This is a genomic window from Streptomyces sp. NPDC050535 (assembly GCF_044457665.1).
Classification (GTDB): Bacteria; Actinomycetota; Actinomycetes; order Streptomycetales; family Streptomycetaceae; genus Streptomyces.
In genome coordinates this window covers 151,056-175,396 of the sequence record NZ_JBITHE010000004.1, presented here as the reverse complement: position 1 = coordinate 175,396, position 24,341 = coordinate 151,056, and the positions used below count along the sequence as shown (strand labels likewise).

Genomic DNA, 24,341 nt, shown 5'->3' with positions numbered 1-24,341 from the left:
GATCACCCGCGCCCACGGGGCGGCGGGACCTCCCACCGCGCCGAGTGGCCGGGCGGGAGCGCCAGATCACGGCGCACCGCCGCGTAGTACTCCTCGCGCCCGCCGCGCTGGCGGTCCAGCAGGATCTGCCATGCCCCCGGATCGTGGACGCGCTCGCTCAGGAACCGTTCCATCTCGATGACCGAGAGGACCCAGACCCGCGCCTTGTCCACCACCTCCTGGGTGCCGAGCAACAACAGCGCCTCGCCGGCCGGGTCCCGGCCGACGGCGGCATCGGCCAGCAGCGGTGCGGCATCCTCGGGGGACAAGGGGTGCGGGTGAGGGTCGTTCCCGAGATGTGAGGCGATGCGGTACGTCAGGGTGACGGCCCTCTTGAGGGAGGTCGCGTAGTCCGAGTACACCGCGAGCCGCCGCTCCTCCCATCGAGCCGCCTGTTCGCGACGGAACCGGACCAGCTCGCCCCGCATGACGGCCAGGTACGAGCCGAGAGCACCGACGATCACGCCGATCAGCGCCGGGAGTTGTTGTATGAACTCGGACATGAACGCACGGTATCTGTCGCCGTGGCGATCACGGCACTACCGTCCGTCCCATGACTGCGATGAGGCGTTTCGAGGGCTATGGGGTTCTGATCACGGGCGCGGCCCGCGGTATCGGCGCGGCCACCGCCCGCAGGCTGGCCGAGGAAGGCGCGCGGGTGCTCGTCACGGACGTGGACCTGGCCGAGGCGGAGAAGACGGCGGCGGCGATCCGCGAACTGGGCACGCGGGCCGAGGCGTTCACCTGTGACGTGGGGGAGCGGACGTCGGTCGAGGCGGCCGTCGCCCACGCCGTGGACACCTTCGGCTCGCTGGACGTGCTGGTCAACAACGCGTACGGCTGCACCCCCGACGCCCCGCTCTTCGAGGACGAGTCCGACGAGATGTGGGCCCGCGACCTCGACCTCACCCTGACAGGCGCCTACCGCTGCTCTCGCGCGGCCCTCCCGCACCTGGTGGCCTCGGGCCGCGGCGCCATCGTCAGCATCGGCTCGGTCAACGGCCTCCAGGACTTCGGCAATCACGCCTACAGCGCGGCCAAGGCGGGACTGGGGTCACTCACCCGCACCCTGGCCGGGCACGCCGCCCCGCGCGGTGTGCGCGTCAACCTGGTGGCACCGGGCACGGTCCGCACCACGGCGTGGGAAGGCCGCGACACCGATCTCGAACTGGCCGCCGCGCTGTACCCGTTGGGACGGGTCGGCGAGCCCGACGACATCGCGGCCGCCGTCGCCTTCCTCGCCTCCCGCGACGCGGCCTGGATCACCGGGACGACGCTGTGCGTGGACGGGGGAGTGTTGGCGGTCAACACCGGTTTCCGGCAGGCGGTACGGCAGCGGGGCGATGCCTGAGCGCCTCGCCCGCGACTCTCCTCAAGTGCCGCTGTGGCGCCGGAGAACATCGAACACCCGATCCGTATCGGCCTCTGACGTACGCCAGTTGCTGAACGCCGCCCGCAAGGCGTGCGTCCCGCCGTAGACCGTCGGCGTCACGAAGGCCTCACCGGAGGAGGCGACCGCGCGGGCGAACTCACGCACCCGCTCCTGGCCCGGACCGTCGGCGAGGGTGAAGCACACGACGTTGAGCCGAACCGGTGCGAGGAGCCTCAACCGCCCCTCCGCCGCGATACGTTCGCCCAGGCGCCCGGCGAGCGCCACGTTCCGCTCGACGATCTCGCGGTGCCCGTCCCGCCCGTACGCCGTGAGCGCGAACCACGTCGGCAGGGCGCGCAGCCGACGGGAGTTCTCCGGTGTGAGATGGAGGAAGTCGGGGTCGCCGGTGGGCGGGCCCAGATACGGCGAGGCATTGTGGAAGACCCGGACCTGGAGGTCCCGGCGACGGGTGAACTGGACGGCCGCGTCGTAGGGCACGTTGAGCCACTTGTGCAGGTCGACACAGACCGAGTCGGCCGCGTCGAGGCCGTCGACGAGATGCGCGTACGCGGGGGAGAGCGCGGCGAAGCCGCCGAACGCGGCGTCCACGTGCAGCCAGAAGTCGTACCGCTCCTTGAGCGCGGCGATGGCCCGCAGATCGTCGAAGTCGACGGTGTTCACCGTCCCGGAGTTCGCCACGACGATCGCCGGGCGTCCGTCGAGCGCCTCCAGGGCGTCGGCGAGCCGCTCGACGTCGACGGCCTCACGGTTCCCGGACAGCACCGGTACCAGGCGCAGCCGGTCCCGCCCGATGCCGAGCACGGACAGCGCCTTGGTGATGCTGGAGTGCGGACTGCCGGACAGCACGTCGACCGGACCGAGCGCACCGAGTCCCTCCCCCGACACGGACACCCCCAGGCGCTCGCCGAGCCACTCCCGCGCGATGGCCAGACCGACCGTGTTGGAAGCGGTCGCCCCGGTCACGAAGGCACCGCTGTGCTCCTCGCTCAGCCCGAACAGCTCGCGCAGCCAGCCCACGGTCTCGCGCTCCAGGGCGGCCGCGGACGAGTCACCGCCCCCGGACACGTTCTGGTCGTACGCGCTGGTCAGCCAGTCCCCGGCGAGCGCGGCCGGTGTCGCGCCACCGGTGACGAAGCCGAGATAGCGAGGTCCCGCCGAGCCGGAGAAGCCCGGGGCCCAGCGCTCGGCGAAGCGGGCCAGGGCGCCCTCGGCACCGGTTCCCCCGGCCGGCAGGGGCTCGCTGCCGGGTGCCTTCCCGAGGTGGGCAACCGGACGGTCGGCCAGTCCGCTCACCTCCCGCACGGCAAAGTCACGGGCGGACTGGAGGAGTTCGGGGAGCCGGCCGAGGTCGTCGGCGAGTGTGCGGTGCATCTCCGCAGCGTAGGGCGGACGGCGTGCGGGAATCCCGGTCCACCTGAGGGAAACTGGACTGGACCCGCGGCCGGGAATTGTCACCGTTTCGTCGCAGCCTGGTCGGCGCTACAACGCGTACCCTCCGACGCGGGTCTAGGAGTCGGACATCGCGACAGGCGCGAGACGAAACGCAAGGGAAAGGTCCGTCATGGGGGATATGGGTAGGCGTGGCGCTGTCGCGCTCGGCATCACCGGACTGGTCGTGCCGCTGACGCTCGCGCTGGGGGCGGCGCCCGCGCAGGCCGCGAGCTGTACGACACAGGCGGGTCCGTATCAGAAGAAGGTGGAGAAGTTCCTCGGCCGCCCGGTCGACGGACGGCAGTCCACCGCCGACTGCAAGGCGATCCGGAGCTTCCAGAACAAGCACGGCATCACCCCGAACATCGGGTACGCGGGCCCCGTCACCTGGGGCGTGATGGACCTGATGAACAAGCAGAAGGCCGTCGGCAACAATCCGAACAAGGACCGCAAGTGCCCGGTCAACAAGGGCCGCATCGCCTGCGTCAACCTCACGCTCCAGATCAGCTGGATCCAGGACGGCAGCAGGCTCGTCTACGGTCCGGTGCCGGTCCGCACGGGCCGCGACGGCTACGAGACCCGCACCGGCCTGAAGAAGATCTACTACCGGCACATCGACCACGTCTCGAGCATCTACGACGTGCCGATGCCCTACAGCCAGTTCTTCGACGGCGGCCAGGCCTTCCACTCGGTCGGCCTGAGCATGTGGAACCCGCCCGGCTCGCACGGCTGCGTCAACATGACCACGACCACCGCCAAGAAGTACTGGTCGCTGCTGAAGAAGAACGACGACGTCTTCGTGTACGGCCGCAAGCCGGGCACCTGACGGCACCCGGCCCGCCACCGGCCGCGGGTCACGCAGGAGCGTCCCCGAAGTCCGGGATCTCCAGCCTGACCCCACCCTGCCGCGCCGAGTCGTGCGCGACGATGCCCGGCAGGGTGTAGCGGGCGGCGGTCCACGCGTTCACCGACGGCAGGCTCCGGGTGTTCACCGCGGTCACGAAGTCGTCCGCCAGGAAGTGGTGGCTGCCTTCGTGACCGTTGTGCAGGTGGTCGAACTCCCGGGGCAGCCGCGCCCGGTCGTGCACCGGCGCCGACCCGGACGTGAAGGCGGCCCGCAGTGCGGGCGCGATGTGCTGGAGCGAGGGATCGCCGGGTGCCAACGTTGTCTTCGGCTCCAGGAGTTCGGTGATGTCCTGCACGCCCTTCTTGTCCTGCCACAGGGCCACCGTGGCGAGCTGCTCCATGCTCGCGTCCGTGCCGAAGAACCGGAAACGCGACTCCCTGATGTGCGAGGGATAGCCGACCCGCCGGAACTCGTTCGTACGGAACGAGCCGCCGCCGGCGACCTCGAACAGGGCGGTCGCGTTGGAGAAGTCGTTCCCGAACTGGCTGATCTCCTTGTCGAACACACCGTCGCCGCGTTCGTCGCGCACCCCGATCGCGGACACGCTCACCGCGTGCGTCCGCCACGCCCCGAGCACCCCGCCCACCGAGTGCGTCGGGTACAGGAGCGGGGGATAGCTGGCGGTCGCCTTCCAGTTCTCGCCTCCGCTGTACTGGTAGGCGTCGTAGAACCCGAGATCCATGTCGTGGACGTAGTCGCCCTCGGCGTAGAAGATCCGGCCGAAGGCGCCGTCGGCGATCTGGTTGCGGGCGTGCACCGTCGCCGGGTTGTACTGGCTGGTCTCGCCCATCATGTACGTCAGTCCGGTCGCCCGCACCCTGTCGATGATCGCCGCGATCTCCTCCGCGGTGACCGCCATGGGCACCGCCGAGTACACGTGCTTCCCGGCGTTCAGTCCCTGGAGCACCAGCGGCCCGTGGGTCCAGCGCTGGGTGAAGACCGCGACGGCGTCCACGTCCTTCGACTCCAGCATCGCCTCGTACGAGGGGAAGGTGCCCGACAGCCGTTCGTCGGCCGCCAGCCGCTCCGCCCGCTCGGGCAGCAGGTCGGTCACATACACATCGCCCACGCCGGGATGGGCGAGGAACAGCCTGGCGAACTGGCCCGAGAACTGCCCGGCTCCGACGATGCCGAGGGAGAACGTCATGCGGGTGACACCCTTCACTGGTCGCTTGCTCGACGGCTTCACTGGCCGAGAACGAGATTGATCAGGGCTCATCCCGGACTACTTACTTTTGGCCCGGAAGAATCCTGGCGTCAAGACTCCCGCACAGATCTTTACCGGACCAAGGGCCACGGTTTATTCTGACGCATTCTGGCGCCATTACTTTCAGGGCGAAAGATAATCCTGGGGAGTCCGACGTCCATGACCATGCCTGCACCTGCCGACGGCTGGCTGCCGCTGAGCCCGGGCGAACGCGCGGTGGCGATCGAGGTGCTCGTCCACGGTCCGCTGTCCCGCAGCGAGATCGCGCGCCGGCTGAACCTCTCGGCCGGCAGCCTCACCCGACTGACCAAACCGCTGATCGAGTCGGGTCTGCTGATCGAGTCGGCCGAGGACTCCGTACCCCTCGAAACCCGGCAGGGGCGTCCCTCCCAGCCGCTGGACATCGTCGCCGAGTCCCGCTTCTTCGCCGGATTCAAGATCACCGGGGACCGGGTCTACGGCGTCGTCACCACGCTCAGGAGCGAGATCGTCGCCCGGTGCGACCGCCCCCTCGCCACCCACGACCCGGACCGGGCCGCCGACCTGCTGCGGGAGATCACGGACGAGTTCGCGCGTGACTTTCCCGGCCTCGCCGGTATCGGCATCGGTGTCGGCGGCAGCGTGGAGAAACGTGCCGTTGTCGGTGAGTCGGCCTTCCTCGGCTGGAGCGACGTCCCGCTGGCGCGACTCGTGGAGGAACGCACCTCGCTGCCGGTGGTCGTCGAGAACGACGCCGCCGCCCTGGTCGAGGCGGAGAGCTGGTTCGGCGCGGGGCGCGGCCTCGACCGCTTCGTCGTGCTCACCATCGGTGCCGGAATCGGCTACGGCCTCGTCCTCGGCGGCAAGCGGGTCGCCGGCGCCGAGGACGGCTGGGGCGTCGGCCGCCACTGGCTGGTGAACCCCCAGGGCCCGCTCACCCCCGACGGCGACCGTGGCAGCGCCGTCTCGCTGCTCACCATCCCCAGCATCCGCTACCAGCTCCGTGCCGCGACCGGCCGTGACCTGACGTACGAGGAGATCCTCGCCGGTGCCGCCGCCGGTGAACCCATGGCTTCACGGGTCGTCGACGAGGCGGCCCGCGCCCTCGGCACCCTGATCGCCCAGATCGCCAACTTCGCCATGCCGCAGAAGATCCTCCTCGCCGGGGAGGGTGTCGGGCTCGTCGACGTGGCGGGCCCGAGGGTCGAGGAGACCGTCCTGGCGGGCCGTCATCCGCGCGCCGATCCGGTCGAGCTGGAGACGAAGGTGTCCGACTTCCACGACTGGGCACGCGGAGCCGCGGTGCTGGCGATCCAGGTACTGGTCCTGGGGTTGACCGAGGCGTGAGTGATGAGCTTCACGGTCCGTAATGTCGCCCGGCGTACCTTTGCTCACATCGCCTTCACGGCAGGCTCCGTATGCTTCACACCATGTCCACCACTCCAGAACCCGCCTCCGAGCGGTCCGCCGACCAGGTCAACGAGGAGATCCGGGCCCTCTGGTTCCGGACCGGTGGAACGCTGAGCATGGACGAACGCCGGGAGTACCAACGGCTGGTGCTGGAGTGGGCGAACGCCGCCCCGCACTCTCCCATCCGGGCCGCGTGACGAGCCGGACACCGGCCTCTCCTCCCGTGAACCAGCTCGCCGCGACGCCTCTCGATGTGATCCGAGTCTCATCCCCAACTCTGTGAGTACTGCTGCCGATAGCGGCTGCGGTCCTGCTCCGAGCGGATGTACCGGGTCGCCACCAGCGCGATGAGACTTCCCGCGATGACCAGGAGCCCCGGACCGATGTTCCTGGGATCCGTGAGGCGTGTGATGAGGGTCTCGGCGGCACCGGCGCCGACCGACTCGACGGCGCCCGGTGCGGCGGAGCCCGGCGCGACAGCCGCTCCCTGCGAGGCCGCGGCGGAGGGCGCGGGGGATGCCCCGGCCGTGGGGCTGCCGGAGGCCTGCGATTGACCCACCATGGTCACCCCCAGCTCCGTCAGCGCCGTGGTGACCGGCTGGAAGAACGTCGTGCCGCCCGAGGTGCAGTCACCGTTGCCGCCCGAGGTCACACCGAGCGCGATGCCCTCGGAGAACAACGGGCCGCCGCTGTCGCCCGGTTCGGCGCACACGGTGGTCTCGACGAGCCCCGAGACAGTGCCCTCCGGGTAGTTCACCGTCGCGTTGAGCGCCGTGACCTGGCCGTCGCGGAGTCCGCTGGTGCTGCCGCTGCGGAAGACCCGCTGGCCCACGGTCGGATCGGCGACACCGGTGATCCGTACGCCCCGGCCGCCGCCGATGGCGACGATGTTCTCCTTGGGCGGGGTCTGCCCGCTGCCGTACTGGATGAGCGAGTAGTCGTCGCCGGGGAACGAGGTGGTGATCGTCCGTCCGATCTGCTGTGTGCCCTGGTTGTCGGCGAACCACAGGGAGCCGGCCGGCCCGCAGTGTCCGGCCGTGAGGATGAACTCGCCCTGCGGGCTGGTCACGTTGAAGCCCGCCGAACAGCGGCCGCCGGTCGAGAGCATCGGGTCCGCGCCGTTCAGCCGGGTGGTGAACTCGCCCTCGGTCCGCTCCATGCGCACGGAGTCGCCGATGCCCTCGGCCAGAGTCGTCATCCGCGACCAGTCGGAGGCCGAGACCGTACTGTCGGCCCGCACCACGACCTCGTTGTTCGCGTAGTCCACGGCCCAGGCGGTGCCCGTCACGCGGGGCGCCGAACTCAGCGTCTGCGTCGCGGACCTGAGGTCCTGCATGCTGTGGCCCACGACCTTGGGACGGGCGCCCGCCTTCTTCACCTCGGCCGCGGCACCCGTGTCGGTCACCGCGACGACAGGCTGCCCGTCGGCGGCGATCCAGCTACCGGCCGTACGGGACGCGCCCAGCGTGGAGACCAACCGCGAGCCTCTGTCCGCGGCGGCCTGGGCCGAACTCTCCGTGGCACGCGACGTGTCGGACGGTTCGCTCGCCATCGCCCGTGACACCATCAGGCCTCCGCAGAGCAGCCCTCCGACGGCCGCTATCCGCGCCCCCCGTTGGACGATCCGTCGTCGTGCGTGCCTCATCCATGGGCTCCCGAAGCCGAACACCACCGGCGTCAACCACCGCCGGGGGCTCCGGTCGAGAGCCCTCCCTTCATACGTGCGCCCGCGTCCACGCGTTCACGGCCTCGCCCCGCCGTGGTGATTCCCCGTCAGACTCGGGTGCGGGCGGCCACCTCTTCCGGCGTCAGATACACGTCGGTGTGCTCGAAGTCCCGCAGCGTTCCCCGGCGGTCCGCGAGGAACCCGGTGCGCACGAAGTCGTCGCCCGCGACCGCGTTGAGGAGCCAGTTGGCGCCGGTGCGGAAGCGGGCCGCGCCGGTGCGCAGCGCGAACAGGTGATAGCCGCGGGCCACGACCTGCGCGGGCAGGCCCTTGAGACCGATGCCGAGCGGCTTGGACACGGCGTCGTGGCCGCCGAGGTCGACCACGAGACCGAGATCCTTGTGCCTGTACGGGGTGGAGGGCAGCCCGCGCAGCAGCGCCGTCAGGGTCTTCGCCGCGTGGCGGCCCTGCCGGGCGGCGTGCTGGGCGGTCGGCACGCAGTACGAGCCGTCGCCCTTGGCCAGGTCGGGCACCGCGGCCGCGTCGCCCAGCGCGAACACCCCGTCCAGGCCCGGCACCCGGAAGTCCGCCTCCGTGAGGAGCCGGCCCCGTACCGTCTCGGCGCCCAGCGAGTCCACGAGCGGGCTCGCCGCGACACCGGCCGTCCACACCAGGGTCCGCGAGGGCAGTACCCGGCCGTCGGTGAGGGTGATCTTGTCCTCGCCGACGGAGGCGACGGAGGTTTTCAGGGAGATCCGCACCCCTCGATCGCTCAGCATGCGCAGCGCACTCGCGCCCAGCTTGTCGCCGAGTTCCGGCAGCAGCTTGGGCGCGAGGTCGATCAGGTGCCACTTGATCAGGGAAGGGTCAAGACGCGGGTGGTACCGCTTGGCCGCGGCGGTGGTGAGCCGCTGAAGACAGGCCGCCGTCTCCGTGCCCGCGTAGCCGCCGCCGACCACCACGAACTGAAGGCGCGCCGCGCGCTCGCCCTCGTCCAGCGTGGCCGCCGCCAGGTCGAGCTGGGCGATCACGTGGTCGCGCAGATAGACGGCCTGGGCCAGCGTCTTCATACCGCGCGCCTCGTCCACGAGGCCGGGGATGTCGAAGGTCCGGGTCACGCTGCCCGGAGTGAGTACCAGATAGTCGTACGACAGGTCGACGACCTCACCGGTGATCTTGTGCACGACACACACCTTGGCCGCCGGGTCCACGCCGATCACGCCGCCCGGCACCAGTTCGGTGCGGCGCAGGATCCGGCGCAGAGAGGGCGCCACCGACTGGGGGGTCATGACACCTGCGGCGACCTGCGGCAGCAGTGGCAGGTAGAGCTGATAGTTGTTCGGACTGACCAGGGTGATCCGGGCGTCGGCAGGGGCGAGCGCACGCTCGAGCCCCCGCGCGGTCTCGACTCCGGCGAATCCGGCTCCGACGATCACGATCTTCGGTGCGTCCATCCGAGCAGCCTCTCTCGCTGTGCCGACGCGGCCCGCCGACCGCGAGCCCAGGCTCACACGGGACGCGCGCGCCTGCCACCCCACGACGGAGGCCGGAGATCTCGGCCGAACAATTCTCTACCGATGGGTAACTGCTGCTTCCCCCGCCGTACACAATGAGGCGTGATCATGTCAGGCGTGGCGATGGGCGGGGCCCCGTCGCCGCTTGGACGCGAGAAGGGGACGGGCATGACAGGACGCGGTGTGGGGCGCCGGATCGGCGCTGTTTCGGTGGTCGTGGCGCTGGGAATCGGGGGGACGGTCACCGCCGCGGAGACAGCCGCCGCCGTGCCGGCCCAGGTGGTGGCGCATGCCGACGTCGCGCCGGCCCAGGTGGTGGCGAGCGTGACGGCGGCGCAGGCCGACGTCGACTACGCCACATGGCAGCAGGACGTCCAGGCCGTCATCGACCAGGCCACGCCCTACGTCGAGCAGCGCACCGCGCACGCCGACGGACAGAAGCTCGCCCTCGTCTTCGACATCGACAACACCACGCTGGAGACGGACTTCCACCCCTGGTACGAGCTGCCCACCCCGGCGGTCCGGGCCTCCCTCGAGCTCGCCAGGTACGCGAAGTCGCGCGGAGCCGCCGTCTTCTTCGTCACCGCCCGCCCCGGAATCATCTACGGCCTGACGAAGTCGAACCTGAAGTCCGCGGGCTACCCGGTCGACGGCCTCTACGTCCGCGCTCTGCCGGACCTGTTCGCCGAGGTCAGCGCGTACAAGACGGGCAAGCGCGCGGAGATCGAGTCCCTGGGCTACACGATCGTCGCCAACGTCGGCAACAACGACACGGACCTCGTCGGCGGTCACGCCGAGCGCACCTACAAACTGCCGGACTACGACGGCCAGCTGTCCTGAGGCCGACCGTTCTCGTGGTCTGACTGTTTCCGGGCCTCCCGCCTAGACTTCTGTGATGGACGAGACCTCGCTGGACACGCTCGGTTCGGGTAAATACCTCCTCGTCACCAGCTACCGCAAGAACGGCACCGGAGTCGCGACGCCGGTGTGGGTGGTGCGGGACGGTGAAGCGCTCGGCGTCTGGACGGTCGTGGACAGCTGGAAGGTGAAGCGGATCCGCAACCGGGCCGACGTCCTGGTGGGCCCCTGCGACGTACGCGGCAGGCCGACCGGTGACCCGGTCCCGGCCACCGCCGAGATTCTCGACGCGACGGAGACCGCCCGCTACCGCCGGCTGCTCGCCCGCAAGTACGGGATCACCGGCCGGCTCACCCTTTTCGGCAGCCGTCTGCGGCGCGGAGCGAGCGGGACGGTCGGGATCCGCATCACGCCGACCGCCTGATACGGCGCGAGGGCCCGGCAAGCGCCGGGCCCTCGCGCCGTTCCTACGCGTAGAACGGTCCCGGAGTGCTCCAGGTCGTCGTGCCGAAGACGTTCGGGTCGTCGATGGAGATGTTGACGTCGGTGACCTTCAGGCCGTACTGGGTCGCGGTCATGCCGTCGGGGCAACTCACCTGTACGGGTGCGAAGTTGACGTAGAATCTCGGGCCCTCGTCCTCGGGGTGGTTCCGGTCCCAGGACAGGATGTAGTTGCTGTCTGTGAAGAAGTAGTTGTCCAGGAGCGGCTGTTGCTCGGTGCGGACGACGAAACTCGTGCCGTGGTCGAAGGTGCCGTCCGCCCGCAGACAGCCGAAGGTGCGCGCGATGTCGGCGTACGCCGCGAACCGGCCGCCCACGCTGTTGAGCCCGGCCAGATAGCCGGACTGGTCGCGTACGTTGTGCAGGATCACGTCGAGCTTGAAGCCGCCGCAGCCCGGTGTCGCGTTGTAGTCGTGGTAGACGACCAGGCACTTCCGGTCGCCGAAGTAGGCGGTGGGGTCGGGGTTGTAGGGCTGCGGCACCACGGCCCCGTAGAACTTCACGGTCGCCGGGATGCCGCCGTCGGTGGGTGCCGGTATTCCGACACTCGTGGTGGCCTGGGCGGAGCCCGGCCCGGTCAGGACGAGAACGGCTCCCGCGAGCAGCGCGAGAACGAGTCTGCCCAGCACTTCGGGCACACGCTTGTTCCCCATATGTGATTCCCCCCTCGTGCACGTGGTGCACACTCACCCGAACAGTGGCCTGTGCACGTTATCGACGCCCGGGCCACTCATCCGGCGAACACCCCAACACCCACAAACGGAACGACCGCGCTCACGGAACACCGGACGTCCTGTTCGGCGACGGAACGCGCCCTGGCACACTGCCACCTGTTCGTACATCAACATCGGGCGGTGGGGCGGGTGCGCTCGCAGGACGTGCAGGAACGGCCGGACGTCGCGATGGTCGTGGCGGCGCGGGCCGGAGACCGGCAGGCGCTGGAACGGCTCGCGGGGGACTGGCTGCCGCTGGTCTACAACATCGTCGGACGGGCCCTGGACGGACACAGCGATGTCGACGACGTGGTCCAGGAGACCATGCTGCGGGCGCTGGACGGGCTGCCGGGTCTGGCGGAACCCGAGCGGTTCCGTTCCTGGCTGGTCGCCATCGCCGTACGACAGGTTCGCGACCGGTGGCGCGGTGAACAGTCCAGGCCGCGGACGGGACTGCCCGAGGAGGAGGCCCAGGAGGCGGATCCGCGGGCCGACTTCGCCGATCTGGCGATTCTCCGGCTGGCGTTGTCGGGACAGCGCCGGGAGGCGGTCGAGGCGACCCGCTGGCTGGGGGACGAGGAGCGCGAGCTGCTGTCGCTCTGGTGGCTGGAGGCCGCCGGTGAACTGACCCGTGCCGAACTGGCGGCCGCCTGCGAGGTCACGCCGCAGCATGCGGCGGTCCGTGTGCAGCGGGTCAGGGAGCGGCTCGAGTCCGCGCGGTCCGTGCTGCGAGCCCTGGCCGCCACCCCGCGCTGCCCCGATCTCGCCGCGGAACTGACCACGTGGGACGGCCGGCCGTCCGCGCGGTGGCGCAAGCGGCTCTCCCGCCATGTCCGCGAGTGTCCGCGGTGCCTGCTCAACACCTCCGACCTGATACCGGCGGAAGGACTGTTGGGCGGCCTCGCCCTGGTGCCGGTGCCGGTCGGACTCGCCGGGCTGCTGCTGGCCGAACTGCCGCCCGCGGGTTCGGCCGCGGGGGCGCATGTTCCGGGCGGCGCGGGCCGGGTGTCCCGGCTGCTCGGACGCCTTGCGGCCAAGCCGGCGGCCGCGGTGACCGTGGGTGCGGTGGTGCTCGTCGGGGCCGTCGGCGCGGCCTGGTACGTCTCCACGGACTCGGCGGCGCCCACGCGCAGGCCCGCGGCCGATGCGCCGGTTGCCGTGTCGTCCGTACCGCCCACGCCGTCGGTATCGACGGCGCCGACGCCCGAGGCGACACCGACACCGACACCGACACCGACACCGACACCGACACCGACACCGACCCCCACGGCCACACCGACCGCGGCGGCACGGATTTCGGGGCGCCATGCCCTGCGGTCGGTCGATGTTCCCGGCCGCTTCGTCGGTGAGTCCGGTGATCTCGGCGCCCTCCTCGCGGTCGGTTCGAACAGTTCCGCGGTCGACCGGGAACGCGCCACCTTCACGTTCGTCGCCGGGCTCGCCGACTCCCGCTGTTACTCGCTCGTGGACGCCACGGGCAGATACGTGCGCCACTACGCCTTCCGTATCCGTCTCGACGCCGACGACGGATCCGGCATCTTCCAGAAGGACGCGACCTTCTGTGCCCGCTCCGGTGCGGCCGACGGGTCGGTCTCCCTCGAGTCGTACAACTATCCGGGCCGGTACCTCCGTCATCGCGACAACCTGGAGCTGTGGCTCGACCCGGCCGAGGACACCGCCGCGTATCGCGCCGCCAGATCCTTTGTCGTCGTCGCTCCCTGGTGACGGGTGGTGCGGCGGCGAGTCGGCCGGATGCGTTCTGCGCGAAGCGTTGACTAGAAAGCGCTTGCCCTCTACGTTCCCGTTCAGTGACATGACCCGCGTATGGCATCTCGTATACGAGACATCAGATCCCGGGGCGCACCACCTGGGGATGTAAACCCCAGGTTCCCGAGGGTCTCCGTACGGGCGTTGCCGCGCATCATGCGCTGTTCAGAGTGAAGTACGTCGTTCGCGTACATGACCAAAGGTCACTACCGAAGGGACGCACCCGCATGCGTACACGCCCCCCACGACCACGTTCTCGCAGACTGGCCCTGGCATCGGCCGCGGCCGTGGCCGTCGCCGGTGCTCTCGTCCTGCCGCAGTCCGCGGGAGCCGCCGAGACGTCACCGGTCGGCTTCGGCGCCGGGACCACGGGTGGCGGGAGCGCCACCGCCGTCACCGTCTCCACGCTCGACGCCTTCAAGGCGGCCGTCACCGGCGACACGGCCAAGGTGGTCCGGGTCAACGGCCTGATCACGCTGAGCGGTCAGGTCGACGTCGGCTCCAACACCACGGTCCTGGGCGTCGGTTCGTCGTCCGGGTTCACCGGCGGCGGGCTGCGCCTCAAGGAGGAGACCAACGTCGTCATCCGGAACCTGAACATCAGCAAACCGCTGGCACCGTCCGACGGGATCACCGTCCAGGAGTCGACGAGGGTGTGGATCGACCACAACTCCTTCTCGGCGGACCGCGCCCACGACAAGGACTACTACGACGGCCTGCTCGACATCACCCACGCCTCCGACAACGTCACGGTGTCCTGGAACACCTTCAAGGACCACTTCAAGGGCTCCCTCGTCGGCCACAGCGACAACAACGCGAGCGAGGACACCGGCCACTTGAAGGTCACGTACCACCACAACCACTTCAGCAACGTCTACTCGCGCATACCGAGCCTCCGCTTCGGCACCGGCCACTTCTACGACAACTACGTCGAGGGCGCGGACACCGCCGTGCACTCCCGCATGGGCGCCCAGATGCTCGTCGAGAACAACGTCTTCCGTACGACGAAGATCGCGGTGACGACGAACCGCAGCAGTGACGTGGACGGCTACGCCAACCTGCGCGGCAACGACCTCGGCGGAGCCGCCACCGAGATCTCGCGGGTGGGCACCTTCACCACCCCGCCCTACGGCTACACCGCGGAGCCCGCCTCGACCGTCGTCGCCTCGGTGACGTCCGGTGCGGGCGCCGGGAAACTCTGACCCCCCACCGGAAGAAGGAATCGGGACATGACTTCATCAGCACAGTCGAAGGCACGGGCGTCGGGCCCGCGCCGGCAGTCCAGGCGCAGGCTGGCCGGCGGGCTCGCCGCACTCGGCCTCTCGGTTGGCATGATCATGGCAAATGGCGCGTTCTCTCCGGCGAGCGCCGCCACCTGGCCGTCGGCGACCGGCAGCCAGGCGGTCTCCTCCACCATCTCGCTCTCCGGCACCAAGGACTACGGGATGGTGCGGCTCTACGGCACCGGGGACCTGGGCAGCGGCAGCCAGGACGAGGACCAGGGGCCGATCCTCCAACTGGCCGCCGGTACCGTTCTCAAGAACGTCATCATCGGCGCCCCCGCGGCGGACGGGATCCACTGCGCGGGCAGCTGCACGCTCCAGAACGTCTGGTGGGAGGACGTCGGCGAGGACGCGGCTACGTTCCGCGGCTCCTCGTCGTCCAACGTCTACACCGTCTCGGGCGGCGGCGCGAAAGAAGCCAGCGACAAGGTGTTCCAGTTCAACGGAGCCGGAACGCTGAACGTCTCCAACTTCGCGGTGAAGAACTTCGGCACCTTCATCCGGTCGTGCGGCAACTGTTCGACGCAGTACAAGCGGACGATCAACCTCAACAACATCGAGGTGTCCTGGAAGGGCAGTCGGATCGTCGGCATCAACACCAACTACGGCGACAGTGCGACCCTGAGGGGCATCAAGATCGTCGGGGACACCAGCAAGAAGATCATCCCCTGCCAGAAGTACATCGGTAACAACTCGGGAGCGGAGCCGACCACGAACGGCACCGGCCCCGACAGCACGTACTGCCGCTACGCCACGTCCGACGTCACCTACAGCTGACGCTCAACCCTGCCCGGCGCCCGGGCGAACCGGTCACGCATGGCGGTTCGCCCGGGCGCCCGGGACTGTCCGGCCGGGATCGCCGAACGGGTCGGCGAGGGGACCCCGGGATGCCGCACGTGCGACTGGAGCGGCGGCAGCTCGTCGCCGACCGGGCGTCGAGTCCGTCAACTCCAGGCGCGGTAGGGGCCGTCGACGATCTGGAACACCGGCTGCCGGCGTACCGCGTCCTGGGCGGTGGCGAGTTGGACGCGGTCCCCTCGGAGGATGCCGGCGGGCGGGCCCATCACCCTGCCCTGGACGGTGAATCCCTCCGACATCTCGATGAGGGAGACGTTGCGCGCCGCCGGGGTGTTGCGGTGGACCACGGTGGAATGGCGCACGACTCCCGCCCCCGTACTCGCTTCCGTTCGCAGGTCGCTGCCCGCGCACACCGGGCACAGGAGGCGGTGGAACATCGCGGTGCCGCACCAGTGGCAGCGCTGGAAGAGGAGGGCGTTGGCGGCCGGAGCCTCGATGGGCGCCGAGTCGACGCCGACGGCGGTGAGGTACACGAAGTCGTCTCCCTGTGCTCGGCCGGAACATGCGGTGCGCGGGCCCGCCCGGCACGAGCCACAGCGTATGGCACTGAGTGTCACTCGTAAAGGTACTCGGTACCCTCGCGTGTGGTCAGTTCTGCCCGAGCGTGGACTCGATCTCCCGCACGACTCGCCACATCGGCGCCCCGCGCCGGGAGATGACGACCACCACGTCCTCCTGCTCCTCCCCGGCCCCGGTGTCCGCCGGATCGCCGAACGTGGTCTGCACGTATCCGAGCGCGTGATCCACCGCCGCGGTCGCGTCGCCCCGTCCGTCCGCGCGCAGCCAGGTCCGCAGGGCGTTGTTGTGCGCCGCGGCCACCGCCGCCGCCGCGACGTCGGCTCGCAGGGTGCCGTCGGGCCGGCCCGCGAAACGCCGCTGGAGGTACTCGGCCATGGCCCGCTCGTAGCGCCAGACGACCGACAGCTCGTACGCGCGCAGGCCGGGCACCTTCTTGGTGAGGCGGTAACGCTGCACGGAGAACGCCGGGTTCTCGGCGTACATGCGCAGTACGAGCCGTACGGCGTCGCACACTCGCTCCAGTGGGTCGTCCTCGTCGGTCCCGTCGCTCAGGAAGGCGGTCATGTCGGCCAGGCACCGTTCGTGGTCCGGGAAGACCACGTCCTCCTTGGACGGGAAGTAGCGGAAGAAGGACCGTCGGCCGACCCCCGCGAGCGACACGATGTCGTCGACCGTGGTCTGCTCGTAGCCGCGCTCGAGGAAGAGCTGGAAGGCCGCCGTGACCAGGGCGTCCCGCATGGGCGGTTTCGCGGTCGCCGACTCCGGGGTCTCGCGGGGCACTGATCCGTCGTTCATGGACGGGAAACTAGCATCGAAGCGGAAGGGTGGCACTCAGTGCTCATCGAGGAGGGAACTGAGTGCGTTCCCTTTGGTGCGGCGCCCTCCCGCCTCAAGGTCTGCTGCTGCCGGGCGTCCTGAGGTGACAGGCAGTGGCATGGCGGTCGCACGTGGCACAGCTGCGGACTCGGTAATTCCTCATGTGTCCCAGATGCGACGAGGTGTGAAGTCCTCGTGTATTCAACGAGGTTGACAGCTTCCACGCACTGATCGACTATGTGGTCGAACTGTGGCCCATTTGACCAGTGCGCCCAGTGATTCTTCGACCACTCACCCCCGGTGCGGCCCCCGGCTGCTTCGCGCTGCCGTGCTGCCGTCGACCGGGTCCCGCAACATCATGATGGGATCTGCATGTCCATAGCGAGACGTGTCACCCTCCGCTGCCTGCTGGGGACGGGCGCGGTGGCGCTCGCCCTCTCGGCGTCGACGACCGGTGCCTGGGCCCACGGCACCCCCGGCGGCGACGGCTGGGAGAAGTCCGGCGGCGACTACACACCCGGGAAGGGCGCCGGCACGAAGACCGAGACCGACCGTTGCCAGTTCTCCCTGGACGGGACGAGCTTCTACGACTCGGTCCGGGTCGACGACCAGACCCTCAAGCCCACCGACGACGGCAAGGTCCACATCAAGGTCCGCACCGCCGGTGACGCCACCACCTGCACCGCCTCGCTCGCCGCGTACCGCGCCCACGGCGCCACCTTCAACACCTCCGGCGAGCAGGTCTTCCACGACTTCGACACGGTCACGGTCAAGCCGGGCGCCACCGACTCCCTGGACATCTCCGTTCCCGACGTCGGCTGCTTCGCGCAGATCGACCTCTACCGTGGCGCGGTCAAGTTCGACGGTCTCCACGACGCGAACGACGGCTTCGAGCACGGTGACCTGCCCAAGGGCCCGGACCGTCCGGTCATCAAGGACAAGCTGATCGCGGCCTGGAACGGCGGCACGAAGGACTGCACCACGCAGCCACCGACCACCCCGGAGACGACGCCCCCGGCTTCGACGCCGCCTGCCTCGACCCCTCCCGCCTCTACGCCGCCAGCCTCTACGCCCGCCACTCCGACCGAGCCGGAGCCCGCCGAGTCGACCACGCCGGCGACCCCGTCGGAGTCCGAGTCCACCACGCCCGCCGCCCCGTCGCCCAACGGCGGCGGATCCACGGCTCCCGGTGACCTCGCGGAGACCGGCGGCGGCAACACCCTGCCGATCGCCGCCGGAGCGGGGGCCCTCCTGGCGGCCGGCGCCGCGATCACCGTCGCCACCCGTCGCCGACGCGCCACGGGTACCCACTCCTGACGCCCGGCGCCGTCGGACCCCGACGGCGATGAAAGGCCCCGGCACTCACCGCGAAGGTGAGTGCCGGGGCCGCCCGCTTGCCAGCCCCTCAACTCCTGCAACCGAGCTTGCTGCGGCAGGCGTTGACCCCGCTCGTCGCCGAGCCGGTGACCTCGCCGAGTGGGCCGGTGACCGAGCTCAGGAGCCGTGTCCTAAACTCCGCCCATGACGATCACGACCGCCGACCTCGCCAAGGACCTGGCGCCTCAGCGTGTGCTGCGCGCGTCGATCAACCTGGGCAATCCGGTGCTGGCCCAGGGCACACCGACCGCGCCGACCGGCGTGACCGTCGACATCGCGCGTGAGGTCGGCGCTCGGCTGGACGTGCCGGTGGAGTTCGTCTGCTTCGACGCGGCACGCAAGTCGTTCGAGGCGATGACGACGGGCCGGGCCGACCTGTGCTTCCTTGCGATCGAGCCCGTACGGGCGGCCGAGGTCGCCTTCACCGAGCCGTACGTCGTGATCGACGGCGTGTACGCCGTGCCCCGCGACTCGGACCTCGCCACGGTCGCCGACGTCGACCGTGCGGGCGTACGCGTCGGTGTGCAGAGCGGGTCCGCCTACGACCTCTTCCTCTCCCGCACGCTTGAGCACGCGAGCCTGGTCCGGAGTGAGGAGGGGTTCGACGCCCTCCTCGCCCAGGGCATCGAGGTCGTGGCCGGAATCCGCCAGCCGCTGACCGAGTACGTCGCGGCGCATGCCGAACTCCGGCTGGTCGAGGGCCGGTTCATGCAGATCCGGCAGGCCGTGGGGACGACGCCCAGCCGACGGCCCGAGACCGTCCAGTTCCTGCGTGACCTCGTCGAGGAGCTGAAGGCCGACGGGTTCATCGCCGAGGCCCTGCGTCGCGCGCACCAGTCGGACACCCTGGTCGCCCCGCCCCGGTAATGGGCTCTTCTCAGTTGCCGCCGAAACCGTTGCGCGGAAGTGCCATGCCCCGGTGCTCATTGCACCCCGGGGACGGGGTGTCGGCCGGAGCCGGTTGAGTCCGGTGGGCGTGGAGAGCGGCGCTGACCAGGGTCAGCAGGAGGTCGATGTCCGAGTCGACTTCGAGACGCATCGTCACCCAGTCCGAACCGGGCACCACACGGACCGCGGTCTCGTCCCTCAAATAGGTCTCGAGACGCCGGATGGCTGGGACTGTGAGGTGAAGGTCGACGTCTTGTTCCGTATGGAGGTGGACGATCTCGCTTTGCTCCGAGCGCAGCGCCCGCCCCGTACCGCAGTTCGGCGGGGCCTCGGCCAGGTCCGGCCAACTCGCCAGTCGCGTCAGGGCGCGCAGGGCCAACGTCATGGCTACATCATGACCCGCTCACCGGCTGGCCACCAGGATGTGGGAAGGGCGTAACCGGTGGTTATTGACCGAATGTCCGTGTACCGCTTCGGAATTCGAGCGAGCGGGGTGCTGTTCGGGAAGCGGTATGTCTCGCGTTACCTGTGACGCGACTCTGGGTGGCCCGGATGCCGCATGTCATGCTTTCTCCGCCGTCGACGCACCACCGCGCATCCCCGCGCACCATCCGAACCAGCAAGCGAGACGGTTCACCTCGCTGCGCCCGCGGATTCTCAACCGGTCGCCCGAGTTCCGCGACTATTGAACCGGCAGGTTCGCGTGGGGGCCGTTCGGCGGATCGGCTCCTCGTCCGCGTCCGTCAGGCCGTCGGCTCCGTGAGGGACTGCTCCGCCCAGATGATCTTCCCTTCGGCGGTGTAGCGGGTGCCCCAGCGCTGGGTGAACTGGGAGATCAGGAACAGACCGCGGCCCCCCTCGTCGGTCGTCTTGGGGTGGCGCAGGTGCGGGGCTGTCGCGCCGCCGTCGAAGACCTCGCAGATCAGCGCCTGGTCGGTGATCAGCCGCAGCCGGATCGGGCCGGAGGCGTGCCGGATGGCGTTGGTGACGAGTTCGCTCACGACCAGCTCGGTGGTGAAGGCCAGCTCGTCCAGACCCCAGGTGTGGAGCTGCTGGGAGGTCGACTTGCGGGCCTCGGCGACGACGGCCGGGTCGATGGGCAGGTCCCAGGTCGCGACCTGCCCGGCCCCCAGCCGACGGGTCCGGGCCATCAGCAGCGCCACATCGTCGTACGGACGCGTCGGTACGAGCTCGTCCACGATCCGGCGGCACAGCCCGTCCAGCTCCTGGCCGTGCGCCTCGAGCGCGTGGCGCAGCCGCTCCCTGCCGGCCTCCGGGTCGCGTCCGGTACGGGGTGTCGCGATGAGACCGTCGGTGTGCAGCGCGAGCACACTCCCTTCCGCGAGGTCCAGATCGACGGACTCGAAGGGCAGGCCGCCCACGCCCAGCGCGGGACCGCAGGGGAGGTCGGCGAACGTGACGGTGCCGTCGGGAGTGACGATCGCGGGTGCGGGGTGGCCCGCGCTCGCCATGGCGCAGTGCCCGTTCACCGGGTCGTACACCGCGTACAGACAGCTCGCGCCGACCGCCTGCATGCCACTCGTACGGTCGTCGGCGCCGGTGCCCTCCTCCCGGGCTGAACGGCTGACCACGTCATCGAGGTGGGCCAGCACCTCCTCGGGCGGCAGGTCCAGATCGGCGAGGGTCTGCACGGCCGACCGCAGCCGTCCCATGGCCGCCGCGCCGTCGATACCGTGGCCGGCCACCTCACCCACCACCAGGGCCACCCGCGCCCCGGACAGCGGAATCACGTCGTACCAGTCGCCGGCGAGACCGGTCAGCTCGTCCGCGGGCCGGTAGCAGGCGGCGACCTCCACCGCTTCCTGGTCGGGAAAGCGGTGGGGGAGAAGGTTGCGCTGGAGGATCAGGGCCGCGTCGCGCTCGCGGGTGTAGCGGCGGGCGTTGTCGACACACAGGGCGGCCCGGCCGACGAACTCCTCGGCCAGGCTCAGATCGTCCTCGTCGAAGGGATCCTGGCGGCTGCGCCGGAAGAACGTGGTGATGCCCAGGGTGACGCCGCGGGCCTGGACGGGCACGATCATCACGCTGTGCAGCCCGAGCTCGAGGAAGGAGGCGGCCCGGCCGCCGGGGGTTCCTGTGGTCCACTCCCTGGTCAGGGGGTCCAGCCGCTCCTCGCGCCAGGACTCGGCGTCGGTCAGACACCTGATCGGGGGAGAGCCCGCCCCGTAGGTCACCACATCGCCGATCCCGAAGGCGGTCTCCGGGGTACCGCCCTGTTCCGACCGTTGCCCGGCGCGCCGCAGCCGTACCGTCTCCGCGTCGCTCCGTGGACCTGGCGCGGGCTCGCCTCCCCTGAGCACGGACTCCAGCAGGTCCACGGCCACGAAGTCGGCCAGCCCGGGCACGGCGACATCGGCCAGCTCCTGCGCGGTCTGCATGACGTCCAGGCTGCGGCCGATGTGCTCGCCGGCCCGGTCGAGCAGGGCGAGCCGCCGACGGGCGCGGTAGGACTCGCCGATGTCGACGACCGTGTAGTACACGCCGATCGGGTGGCCCTGGTCGTCCTCCAGGCGGATGAACGACATGGCGTGGGACGTCTCGCGGTGGGGCGCGGAGCGCAGGCGGCCCACGTGCTCGTACGCGACCACCGGCTCGCCGCTCTCCAGCACCTGACGCATCTGTGCCTCGATCAGCTCGGTGTCGAGGCCCGGCTGCACATCGGCGAGTCTCCGTCCCAGGCGTTGGGTGGACCGGCCGCCGCCGAACTGCTCCAGCGCGGCGTTCGACCACACGTACCGCAGATCCGTGTCCAGGATCGCCATGCCCACCGGGGAACGCGAGGTGATCCGCTCCAGCACCGAGCGGCTCATGTCCCAGCCCGGCCCGTCGGCCAGCTCGGCGAGCAGCACCACCCAGCGTGCCGGGCCGCCGTCCGCCCGCAGGGGGACGACCCGCACCATCAGCTTCAGGGGGTGCCCGTCCCGGTGCAGCGCGGTGAGCAGGCCGGCCCAGCCGCCGTCACCACGGCACCGCTCGGCCAGCTCCGGGACCCGTGCCGCGTCCTCGGCGATCAGCAGGTCGGCGGCGGGCCGTCCGAGCACCTCTCCCGGGGTGTACCCCAGCAGCCGTTCGGCGTCCGCGGTCCAGCTGGTCACCGCCCTACGGGCATCGAGCAGTAGTGGCACGGCGTCAGCCATGTCGAAGCGCTGCCGGGCCGCTGCGTCCCGTTCCTTGCTCGCACCCACCGCGACCCTCTCCGCTCTCCGAAGGTGGTCCTACCCCCTCGCACCCATTCTTCACGTTGTATGACTGTCGCGCGGGCTTTAGTGAGACGCACGGTGGGTCGGGCGTGACTTTCGTAGGGCTTTCGGCGAATTCACGGACTCTCCATTGGTGACTCTCCGTGTTCGTTCGCCGCATGTCCGCCGCTTGTCGTCCGGCGGGGCTACAGGCGCCCCCGGCGGAGCTTCAGGCGAGGTAAGGCCATCGGCTGAACTCCCGTGCCGCTGCCTCCGTATCTCTCCACGGGAATGGCGGGAGACCGCGCGCACGGAAGGAGAGCAGTGTGTCGACACCGCCCGAACGCGAGCAACCTGCGCGCCGCCCGGCGCTGGAACCCACGTATGTCCAGCGCCGCCGCCGAACCGAGGCCCTCGCTGAACTGCTGAGGGAGTTCCGCGAGGATCAGCAGAGCGCGGACTCGCACGAAAGCTATGAGTCGATCAGATTGACGCCGACGCGGGAGACCGAGACGGAGGAGTTGCCGCCCGTCCTGGCCGGCGAGGACTACACCGCCGGCGGGGCGCCGAAGGCCGTGGCACCACCGGCGCGTGCCCCACGCAAGGAGCGCGCGCACTCCACGGGACGACGCCAGGCCACGGTCGTCGTCGCGGTGGCGGCGGCCGCGCTGGCCGGATTCGCCCTGGCGCTGCTGCTCCCGGGCGACGACGACGGCGACGGCGACGACGGACCGCCGTCCGCCGCCGTCCCGTCCGCCACGGCACCCGTCGCCCAGGCCCCCTCCCGCGCCGCCGACCCGGACGGCGAAGGAACCCTCCGGGAGGGCGACAGCGGCCCCGACGTGACGGACCTCCAGCAACGGCTCCTCGACATCCCGGACGTCTACGAGAGCGGTGGCACGAGCGGCACCTACGACCCGACACTCACCGCCGCGGTGGCCCGCTTCCAGCTCTGGTACGGGATCCGGGGCGACGAGACGGGCGTCTACGGCAACGACACCCGGGCTGCCCTGGAATCCCGCACGTGAGGGTTTCCGGCCCTCGGCCGGTCACAGGTTCCGGTGGAACGCCGGGTGGGCGTCGAGGCGTCGTACGTAGTCCTGGAGGAGCGCGTACGCGGACAGGTCCTCGGTCGCCTCGAGCTGGACGAGGGCGACCCAGAGGTCCACATCCGCGGCGGTCAGTTCCTTGCCCAACACGTAGGGACCGGAGGCGAGTTGGCGGTTCAGTAGATCAAGTGCCGCAGACCGCCGCGCCGGTGGCGTGGTCGGTGTCACCTCGCGGTCGAGGAGGTCACGCAGGGCGTCCGTGTCCGCGGCCGGTTCCGACGGGCGGAGCGGGGAGTGGCAGGATCCGGCGCGCTCGGTGAGGAGGTCACCGAGGTCGCGCAGAATGTCGGGCGTGTGGTTGCTGACGACGCGTCCGCTCCACCGGTCGCACAGCGCGGGCGCGGTCAGCGGACCGTCGTAGTGGTGCCAGGTGGCCTCGTACACCCTGCGCAGTGCGGCGAACGCGGCAGGGGTGTCGCCGGGGAGCGCCAGCAGCGTGGTGGCGACCGAGTCCCTGAGACCCAGCAGGCCGAGAGTGATCGAGACACGCAGCGAGAGGGGACAGCGCGTCGACAGATACAGCTCGTAGCGGTGCGGCGCCGGATAGAAGCCACCGGCGAGACCGACTCCGATGCGGCTGCGGAAGCGGTGCGGGCGTGCGGACGGCGCGGCGGTGATCCGGGGGTGGGGGATCGCGTCAAGTGAGCCGGGAACGCACGAAGTCGGGGTACAGGAGGTACCGGTGTTTGAGGCGTGCGAGATTGTCTCGGACATGACTCTCCATGGGGCGAGGAGGCCACGGCCACCTTGTGGGCACCGCGGCGGAACGGAGTGACTGCGCTACGTACCGGTCCGGATCACTCGGATCAGTAGGCGCTGGAGACACGCAACAGATCGATGTGCAGGCGCCTCGTCAAACCGCTCTTGGTCATTCCCACCGGTTCCACACTCGGGGCTCGCGAGACG

General features: G+C 70.2%; 24 protein-coding genes. 12 read left to right on the top strand and 12 right to left on the bottom strand.

What is annotated here, in order from left to right:
- Nucleotides 1-2: 2 nt before the first annotated feature.
- Nucleotides 3-542 (bottom strand): hypothetical protein, encoded by a 540-nt coding sequence (locus ACIBLC_RS11570; RefSeq protein WP_399210623.1) that lies wholly within the window; start codon nucleotides 540-542, stop codon nucleotides 3-5.
- Nucleotides 543-592: 50 nt separating this feature from the next.
- On the opposite strand from ACIBLC_RS11570, the gene ACIBLC_RS11565 reads away from it, so the two are divergent.
- Nucleotides 593-1,390: an SDR family NAD(P)-dependent oxidoreductase gene (locus tag ACIBLC_RS11565; RefSeq protein ID WP_399210622.1), complete on the top strand. Its 798-nt coding sequence runs from the start codon at nucleotides 593-595 to the stop codon at nucleotides 1,388-1,390.
- A gap of 21 nt (nucleotides 1,391-1,411) precedes the next feature.
- Here ACIBLC_RS11565 and ACIBLC_RS11560 read toward each other — a convergent pair whose 3' ends face one another.
- Nucleotides 1,412-2,803 (bottom strand): pyridoxal phosphate-dependent decarboxylase family protein, encoded by a 1,392-nt coding sequence (locus ACIBLC_RS11560; RefSeq protein ID WP_399210621.1) that lies wholly within the window; start codon nucleotides 2,801-2,803, stop codon nucleotides 1,412-1,414.
- A gap of 190 nt (nucleotides 2,804-2,993) precedes the next feature.
- Here ACIBLC_RS11560 and ACIBLC_RS11555 point away from each other — a divergent pair, with 190 nt between their 5' ends.
- Complete coding sequence (locus tag ACIBLC_RS11555) at nucleotides 2,994-3,689, top strand: L,D-transpeptidase family protein (protein WP_399210620.1); 696 nt, start codon at nucleotides 2,994-2,996, stop codon at nucleotides 3,687-3,689.
- 28 nt (nucleotides 3,690-3,717) lie between these two features.
- Here ACIBLC_RS11555 and ACIBLC_RS11550 read toward each other — a convergent pair whose 3' ends face one another.
- Nucleotides 3,718-4,917, bottom strand: a complete 1,200-nt coding sequence (locus ACIBLC_RS11550) for a Gfo/Idh/MocA family protein (protein ID WP_399210619.1) — start codon at nucleotides 4,915-4,917, stop codon at nucleotides 3,718-3,720.
- A 225-nt stretch (nucleotides 4,918-5,142) separates the two neighbouring features.
- Between ACIBLC_RS11550 and ACIBLC_RS11545 the strand changes: the two genes are divergently transcribed.
- Together ACIBLC_RS11545 and ACIBLC_RS11540 are read left to right on the top strand one after the other, a co-directional pair.
- Nucleotides 5,143-6,303, top strand: coding sequence for an ROK family protein (locus tag ACIBLC_RS11545; RefSeq protein ID WP_399210949.1), 1,161 nt, complete (start codon nucleotides 5,143-5,145; stop codon nucleotides 6,301-6,303).
- A gap of 71 nt (nucleotides 6,304-6,374) precedes the next feature.
- On the top strand, nucleotides 6,375-6,563 hold the full coding sequence (locus ACIBLC_RS11540; RefSeq protein WP_399210618.1) for a hypothetical protein: 189 nt from the start codon (nucleotides 6,375-6,377) through the stop codon (nucleotides 6,561-6,563).
- A 68-nt stretch (nucleotides 6,564-6,631) separates the two neighbouring features.
- Here ACIBLC_RS11540 and ACIBLC_RS11535 read toward each other — a convergent pair whose 3' ends face one another.
- On the bottom strand, nucleotides 6,632-8,011 hold the full coding sequence (locus tag ACIBLC_RS11535; RefSeq protein WP_399210617.1) for a S1 family peptidase: 1,380 nt from the start codon (nucleotides 8,009-8,011) through the stop codon (nucleotides 6,632-6,634).
- Between the two features lie 128 nt (nucleotides 8,012-8,139).
- Entirely contained in the window at nucleotides 8,140-9,486 is a 1,347-nt protein-coding gene (locus ACIBLC_RS11530) for an NAD(P)/FAD-dependent oxidoreductase (protein ID WP_399210616.1), read from the bottom strand.
- A gap of 228 nt (nucleotides 9,487-9,714) precedes the next feature.
- Between ACIBLC_RS11530 and ACIBLC_RS11525 the strand changes: the two genes are divergently transcribed.
- A complete protein-coding gene (locus ACIBLC_RS11525) occupies nucleotides 9,715-10,386 on the top strand; it encodes an HAD family acid phosphatase (RefSeq protein WP_399210615.1) in 672 nt (223 codons plus the stop codon).
- Between the two features lie 55 nt (nucleotides 10,387-10,441).
- Entirely contained in the window at nucleotides 10,442-10,828 is a 387-nt protein-coding gene (locus tag ACIBLC_RS11520; protein WP_399210614.1) for a PPOX class F420-dependent oxidoreductase, read from the top strand.
- Between the two features lie 43 nt (nucleotides 10,829-10,871).
- Here the strand turns inward: ACIBLC_RS11520 and ACIBLC_RS11515 are convergent, their stop codons facing one another.
- On the bottom strand, nucleotides 10,872-11,558 hold the full coding sequence (locus ACIBLC_RS11515; RefSeq protein ID WP_399210613.1) for a hypothetical protein: 687 nt from the start codon (nucleotides 11,556-11,558) through the stop codon (nucleotides 10,872-10,874).
- A gap of 201 nt (nucleotides 11,559-11,759) precedes the next feature.
- Here ACIBLC_RS11515 and ACIBLC_RS11510 point away from each other — a divergent pair, with 201 nt between their 5' ends.
- From ACIBLC_RS11510 to ACIBLC_RS11500, 3 genes are all read left to right on the top strand, one after another.
- A complete protein-coding gene (locus ACIBLC_RS11510) occupies nucleotides 11,760-13,343 on the top strand; it encodes a sigma-70 family RNA polymerase sigma factor (RefSeq protein WP_399210612.1) in 1,584 nt (527 codons plus the stop codon).
- Nucleotides 13,344-13,612: 269 nt separating this feature from the next.
- On the top strand, nucleotides 13,613-14,587 hold the full coding sequence (locus ACIBLC_RS11505) for a polysaccharide lyase family 1 protein (RefSeq protein WP_399210611.1): 975 nt from the start codon (nucleotides 13,613-13,615) through the stop codon (nucleotides 14,585-14,587).
- A gap of 27 nt (nucleotides 14,588-14,614) precedes the next feature.
- On the top strand, nucleotides 14,615-15,445 hold the full coding sequence (locus ACIBLC_RS11500; RefSeq protein WP_399210610.1) for a pectate lyase: 831 nt from the start codon (nucleotides 14,615-14,617) through the stop codon (nucleotides 15,443-15,445).
- A 167-nt stretch (nucleotides 15,446-15,612) separates the two neighbouring features.
- Here the strand turns inward: ACIBLC_RS11500 and ACIBLC_RS11495 are convergent, their stop codons facing one another.
- The gene (locus ACIBLC_RS11495; protein WP_399210609.1) at nucleotides 15,613-15,999 is read right to left on the bottom strand and encodes a Zn-ribbon domain-containing OB-fold protein; all 387 of its coding nucleotides are present in this window, start codon (nucleotides 15,997-15,999) and stop codon (nucleotides 15,613-15,615) included.
- A 115-nt stretch (nucleotides 16,000-16,114) separates the two neighbouring features.
- A complete protein-coding gene (locus ACIBLC_RS11490) occupies nucleotides 16,115-16,783 on the bottom strand; it encodes a TetR family transcriptional regulator (protein WP_399210948.1) in 669 nt (222 codons plus the stop codon).
- 450 nt (nucleotides 16,784-17,233) lie between these two features.
- On the opposite strand from ACIBLC_RS11490, the gene ACIBLC_RS11485 reads away from it, so the two are divergent.
- Nucleotides 17,234-18,178, top strand: coding sequence for a hypothetical protein (locus ACIBLC_RS11485; RefSeq protein WP_399210608.1), 945 nt, complete (start codon nucleotides 17,234-17,236; stop codon nucleotides 18,176-18,178).
- A 204-nt stretch (nucleotides 18,179-18,382) separates the two neighbouring features.
- On the top strand, nucleotides 18,383-19,105 hold the full coding sequence (locus ACIBLC_RS11480) for a transporter substrate-binding domain-containing protein (RefSeq protein ID WP_399210607.1): 723 nt from the start codon (nucleotides 18,383-18,385) through the stop codon (nucleotides 19,103-19,105).
- Nucleotides 19,106-19,115: 10 nt separating this feature from the next.
- On the opposite strand, the gene ACIBLC_RS11475 is transcribed toward ACIBLC_RS11480, so the two are convergent.
- Nucleotides 19,116-19,511, bottom strand: a complete 396-nt coding sequence (locus ACIBLC_RS11475; protein ID WP_399210606.1) for a luciferase family protein — start codon at nucleotides 19,509-19,511, stop codon at nucleotides 19,116-19,118.
- 358 nt (nucleotides 19,512-19,869) lie between these two features.
- Nucleotides 19,870-22,332: a SpoIIE family protein phosphatase gene (locus ACIBLC_RS11470; RefSeq protein WP_399210604.1), complete on the bottom strand. Its 2,463-nt coding sequence runs from the start codon at nucleotides 22,330-22,332 to the stop codon at nucleotides 19,870-19,872.
- 320 nt (nucleotides 22,333-22,652) lie between these two features.
- Here ACIBLC_RS11470 and ACIBLC_RS11465 point away from each other — a divergent pair, with 320 nt between their 5' ends.
- Entirely contained in the window at nucleotides 22,653-23,354 is a 702-nt protein-coding gene (locus tag ACIBLC_RS11465; RefSeq protein ID WP_399210602.1) for a peptidoglycan-binding protein, read from the top strand.
- Nucleotides 23,355-23,375: 21 nt separating this feature from the next.
- On the opposite strand, the gene ACIBLC_RS11460 is transcribed toward ACIBLC_RS11465, so the two are convergent.
- Complete coding sequence (locus tag ACIBLC_RS11460) at nucleotides 23,376-24,149, bottom strand: glutathione S-transferase family protein (protein WP_399210601.1); 774 nt, start codon at nucleotides 24,147-24,149, stop codon at nucleotides 23,376-23,378.
- Nucleotides 24,150-24,241: 92 nt separating this feature from the next.
- The gene (locus tag ACIBLC_RS11455; RefSeq protein ID WP_353962418.1) at nucleotides 24,242-24,307 is read right to left on the bottom strand and encodes a putative leader peptide; all 66 of its coding nucleotides are present in this window, start codon (nucleotides 24,305-24,307) and stop codon (nucleotides 24,242-24,244) included.
- Nucleotides 24,308-24,341: the final 34 nt, after the last annotated feature.

What these genes read in the sequence shown, in the direction of transcription:
- ACIBLC_RS11460 (WP_399210601.1), bottom strand. Translation starts at nt 24,149, where the DNA reads ATGTCCGAGACAATCTCGCACGCCTCAAACACCGGTACCTCCTGTACC.
- ACIBLC_RS11535 (WP_399210617.1), bottom strand. Translation starts at nt 8,011, where the DNA reads ATGAGGCACGCACGACGACGGATCGTCCAACGGGGGGCGCGGATAGCG.
- ACIBLC_RS11555 (WP_399210620.1), top strand. Translation starts at nt 2,994, where the DNA reads ATGGGGGATATGGGTAGGCGTGGCGCTGTCGCGCTCGGCATCACCGGA.
- ACIBLC_RS11550 (WP_399210619.1), bottom strand. Translation starts at nt 4,917, where the DNA reads ATGACGTTCTCCCTCGGCATCGTCGGAGCCGGGCAGTTCTCGGGCCAG.
- ACIBLC_RS11485 (WP_399210608.1), top strand. Translation starts at nt 17,234, where the DNA reads ATGTCCATAGCGAGACGTGTCACCCTCCGCTGCCTGCTGGGGACGGGC.
- ACIBLC_RS11520 (WP_399210614.1), top strand. Translation starts at nt 10,442, where the DNA reads ATGGACGAGACCTCGCTGGACACGCTCGGTTCGGGTAAATACCTCCTC.
- ACIBLC_RS11515 (WP_399210613.1), bottom strand. Translation starts at nt 11,558, where the DNA reads ATGGGGAACAAGCGTGTGCCCGAAGTGCTGGGCAGACTCGTTCTCGCG.
- ACIBLC_RS11565 (WP_399210622.1), top strand. Translation starts at nt 593, where the DNA reads ATGACTGCGATGAGGCGTTTCGAGGGCTATGGGGTTCTGATCACGGGC.
- ACIBLC_RS11545 (WP_399210949.1), top strand. Translation starts at nt 5,143, where the DNA reads ATGCCTGCACCTGCCGACGGCTGGCTGCCGCTGAGCCCGGGCGAACGC.
- ACIBLC_RS11525 (WP_399210615.1), top strand. Translation starts at nt 9,715, where the DNA reads ATGACAGGACGCGGTGTGGGGCGCCGGATCGGCGCTGTTTCGGTGGTC.
- ACIBLC_RS11560 (WP_399210621.1), bottom strand. Translation starts at nt 2,803, where the DNA reads ATGCACCGCACACTCGCCGACGACCTCGGCCGGCTCCCCGAACTCCTC.
- ACIBLC_RS11530 (WP_399210616.1), bottom strand. Translation starts at nt 9,486, where the DNA reads ATGGACGCACCGAAGATCGTGATCGTCGGAGCCGGATTCGCCGGAGTC.
- ACIBLC_RS11490 (WP_399210948.1), bottom strand. Translation starts at nt 16,783, where the DNA reads ATGCGGGACGCCCTGGTCACGGCGGCCTTCCAGCTCTTCCTCGAGCGC.
- ACIBLC_RS11500 (WP_399210610.1), top strand. Translation starts at nt 14,615, where the DNA reads ATGACTTCATCAGCACAGTCGAAGGCACGGGCGTCGGGCCCGCGCCGG.
- ACIBLC_RS11570 (WP_399210623.1), bottom strand. Translation starts at nt 542, where the DNA reads ATGTCCGAGTTCATACAACAACTCCCGGCGCTGATCGGCGTGATCGTC.
- ACIBLC_RS11475 (WP_399210606.1), bottom strand. Translation starts at nt 19,511, where the DNA reads ATGACGTTGGCCCTGCGCGCCCTGACGCGACTGGCGAGTTGGCCGGAC.
- ACIBLC_RS11540 (WP_399210618.1), top strand. Translation starts at nt 6,375, where the DNA reads ATGCTTCACACCATGTCCACCACTCCAGAACCCGCCTCCGAGCGGTCC.
- ACIBLC_RS11480 (WP_399210607.1), top strand. Translation starts at nt 18,383, where the DNA reads ATGACGATCACGACCGCCGACCTCGCCAAGGACCTGGCGCCTCAGCGT.
- ACIBLC_RS11505 (WP_399210611.1), top strand. Translation starts at nt 13,613, where the DNA reads ATGCGTACACGCCCCCCACGACCACGTTCTCGCAGACTGGCCCTGGCA.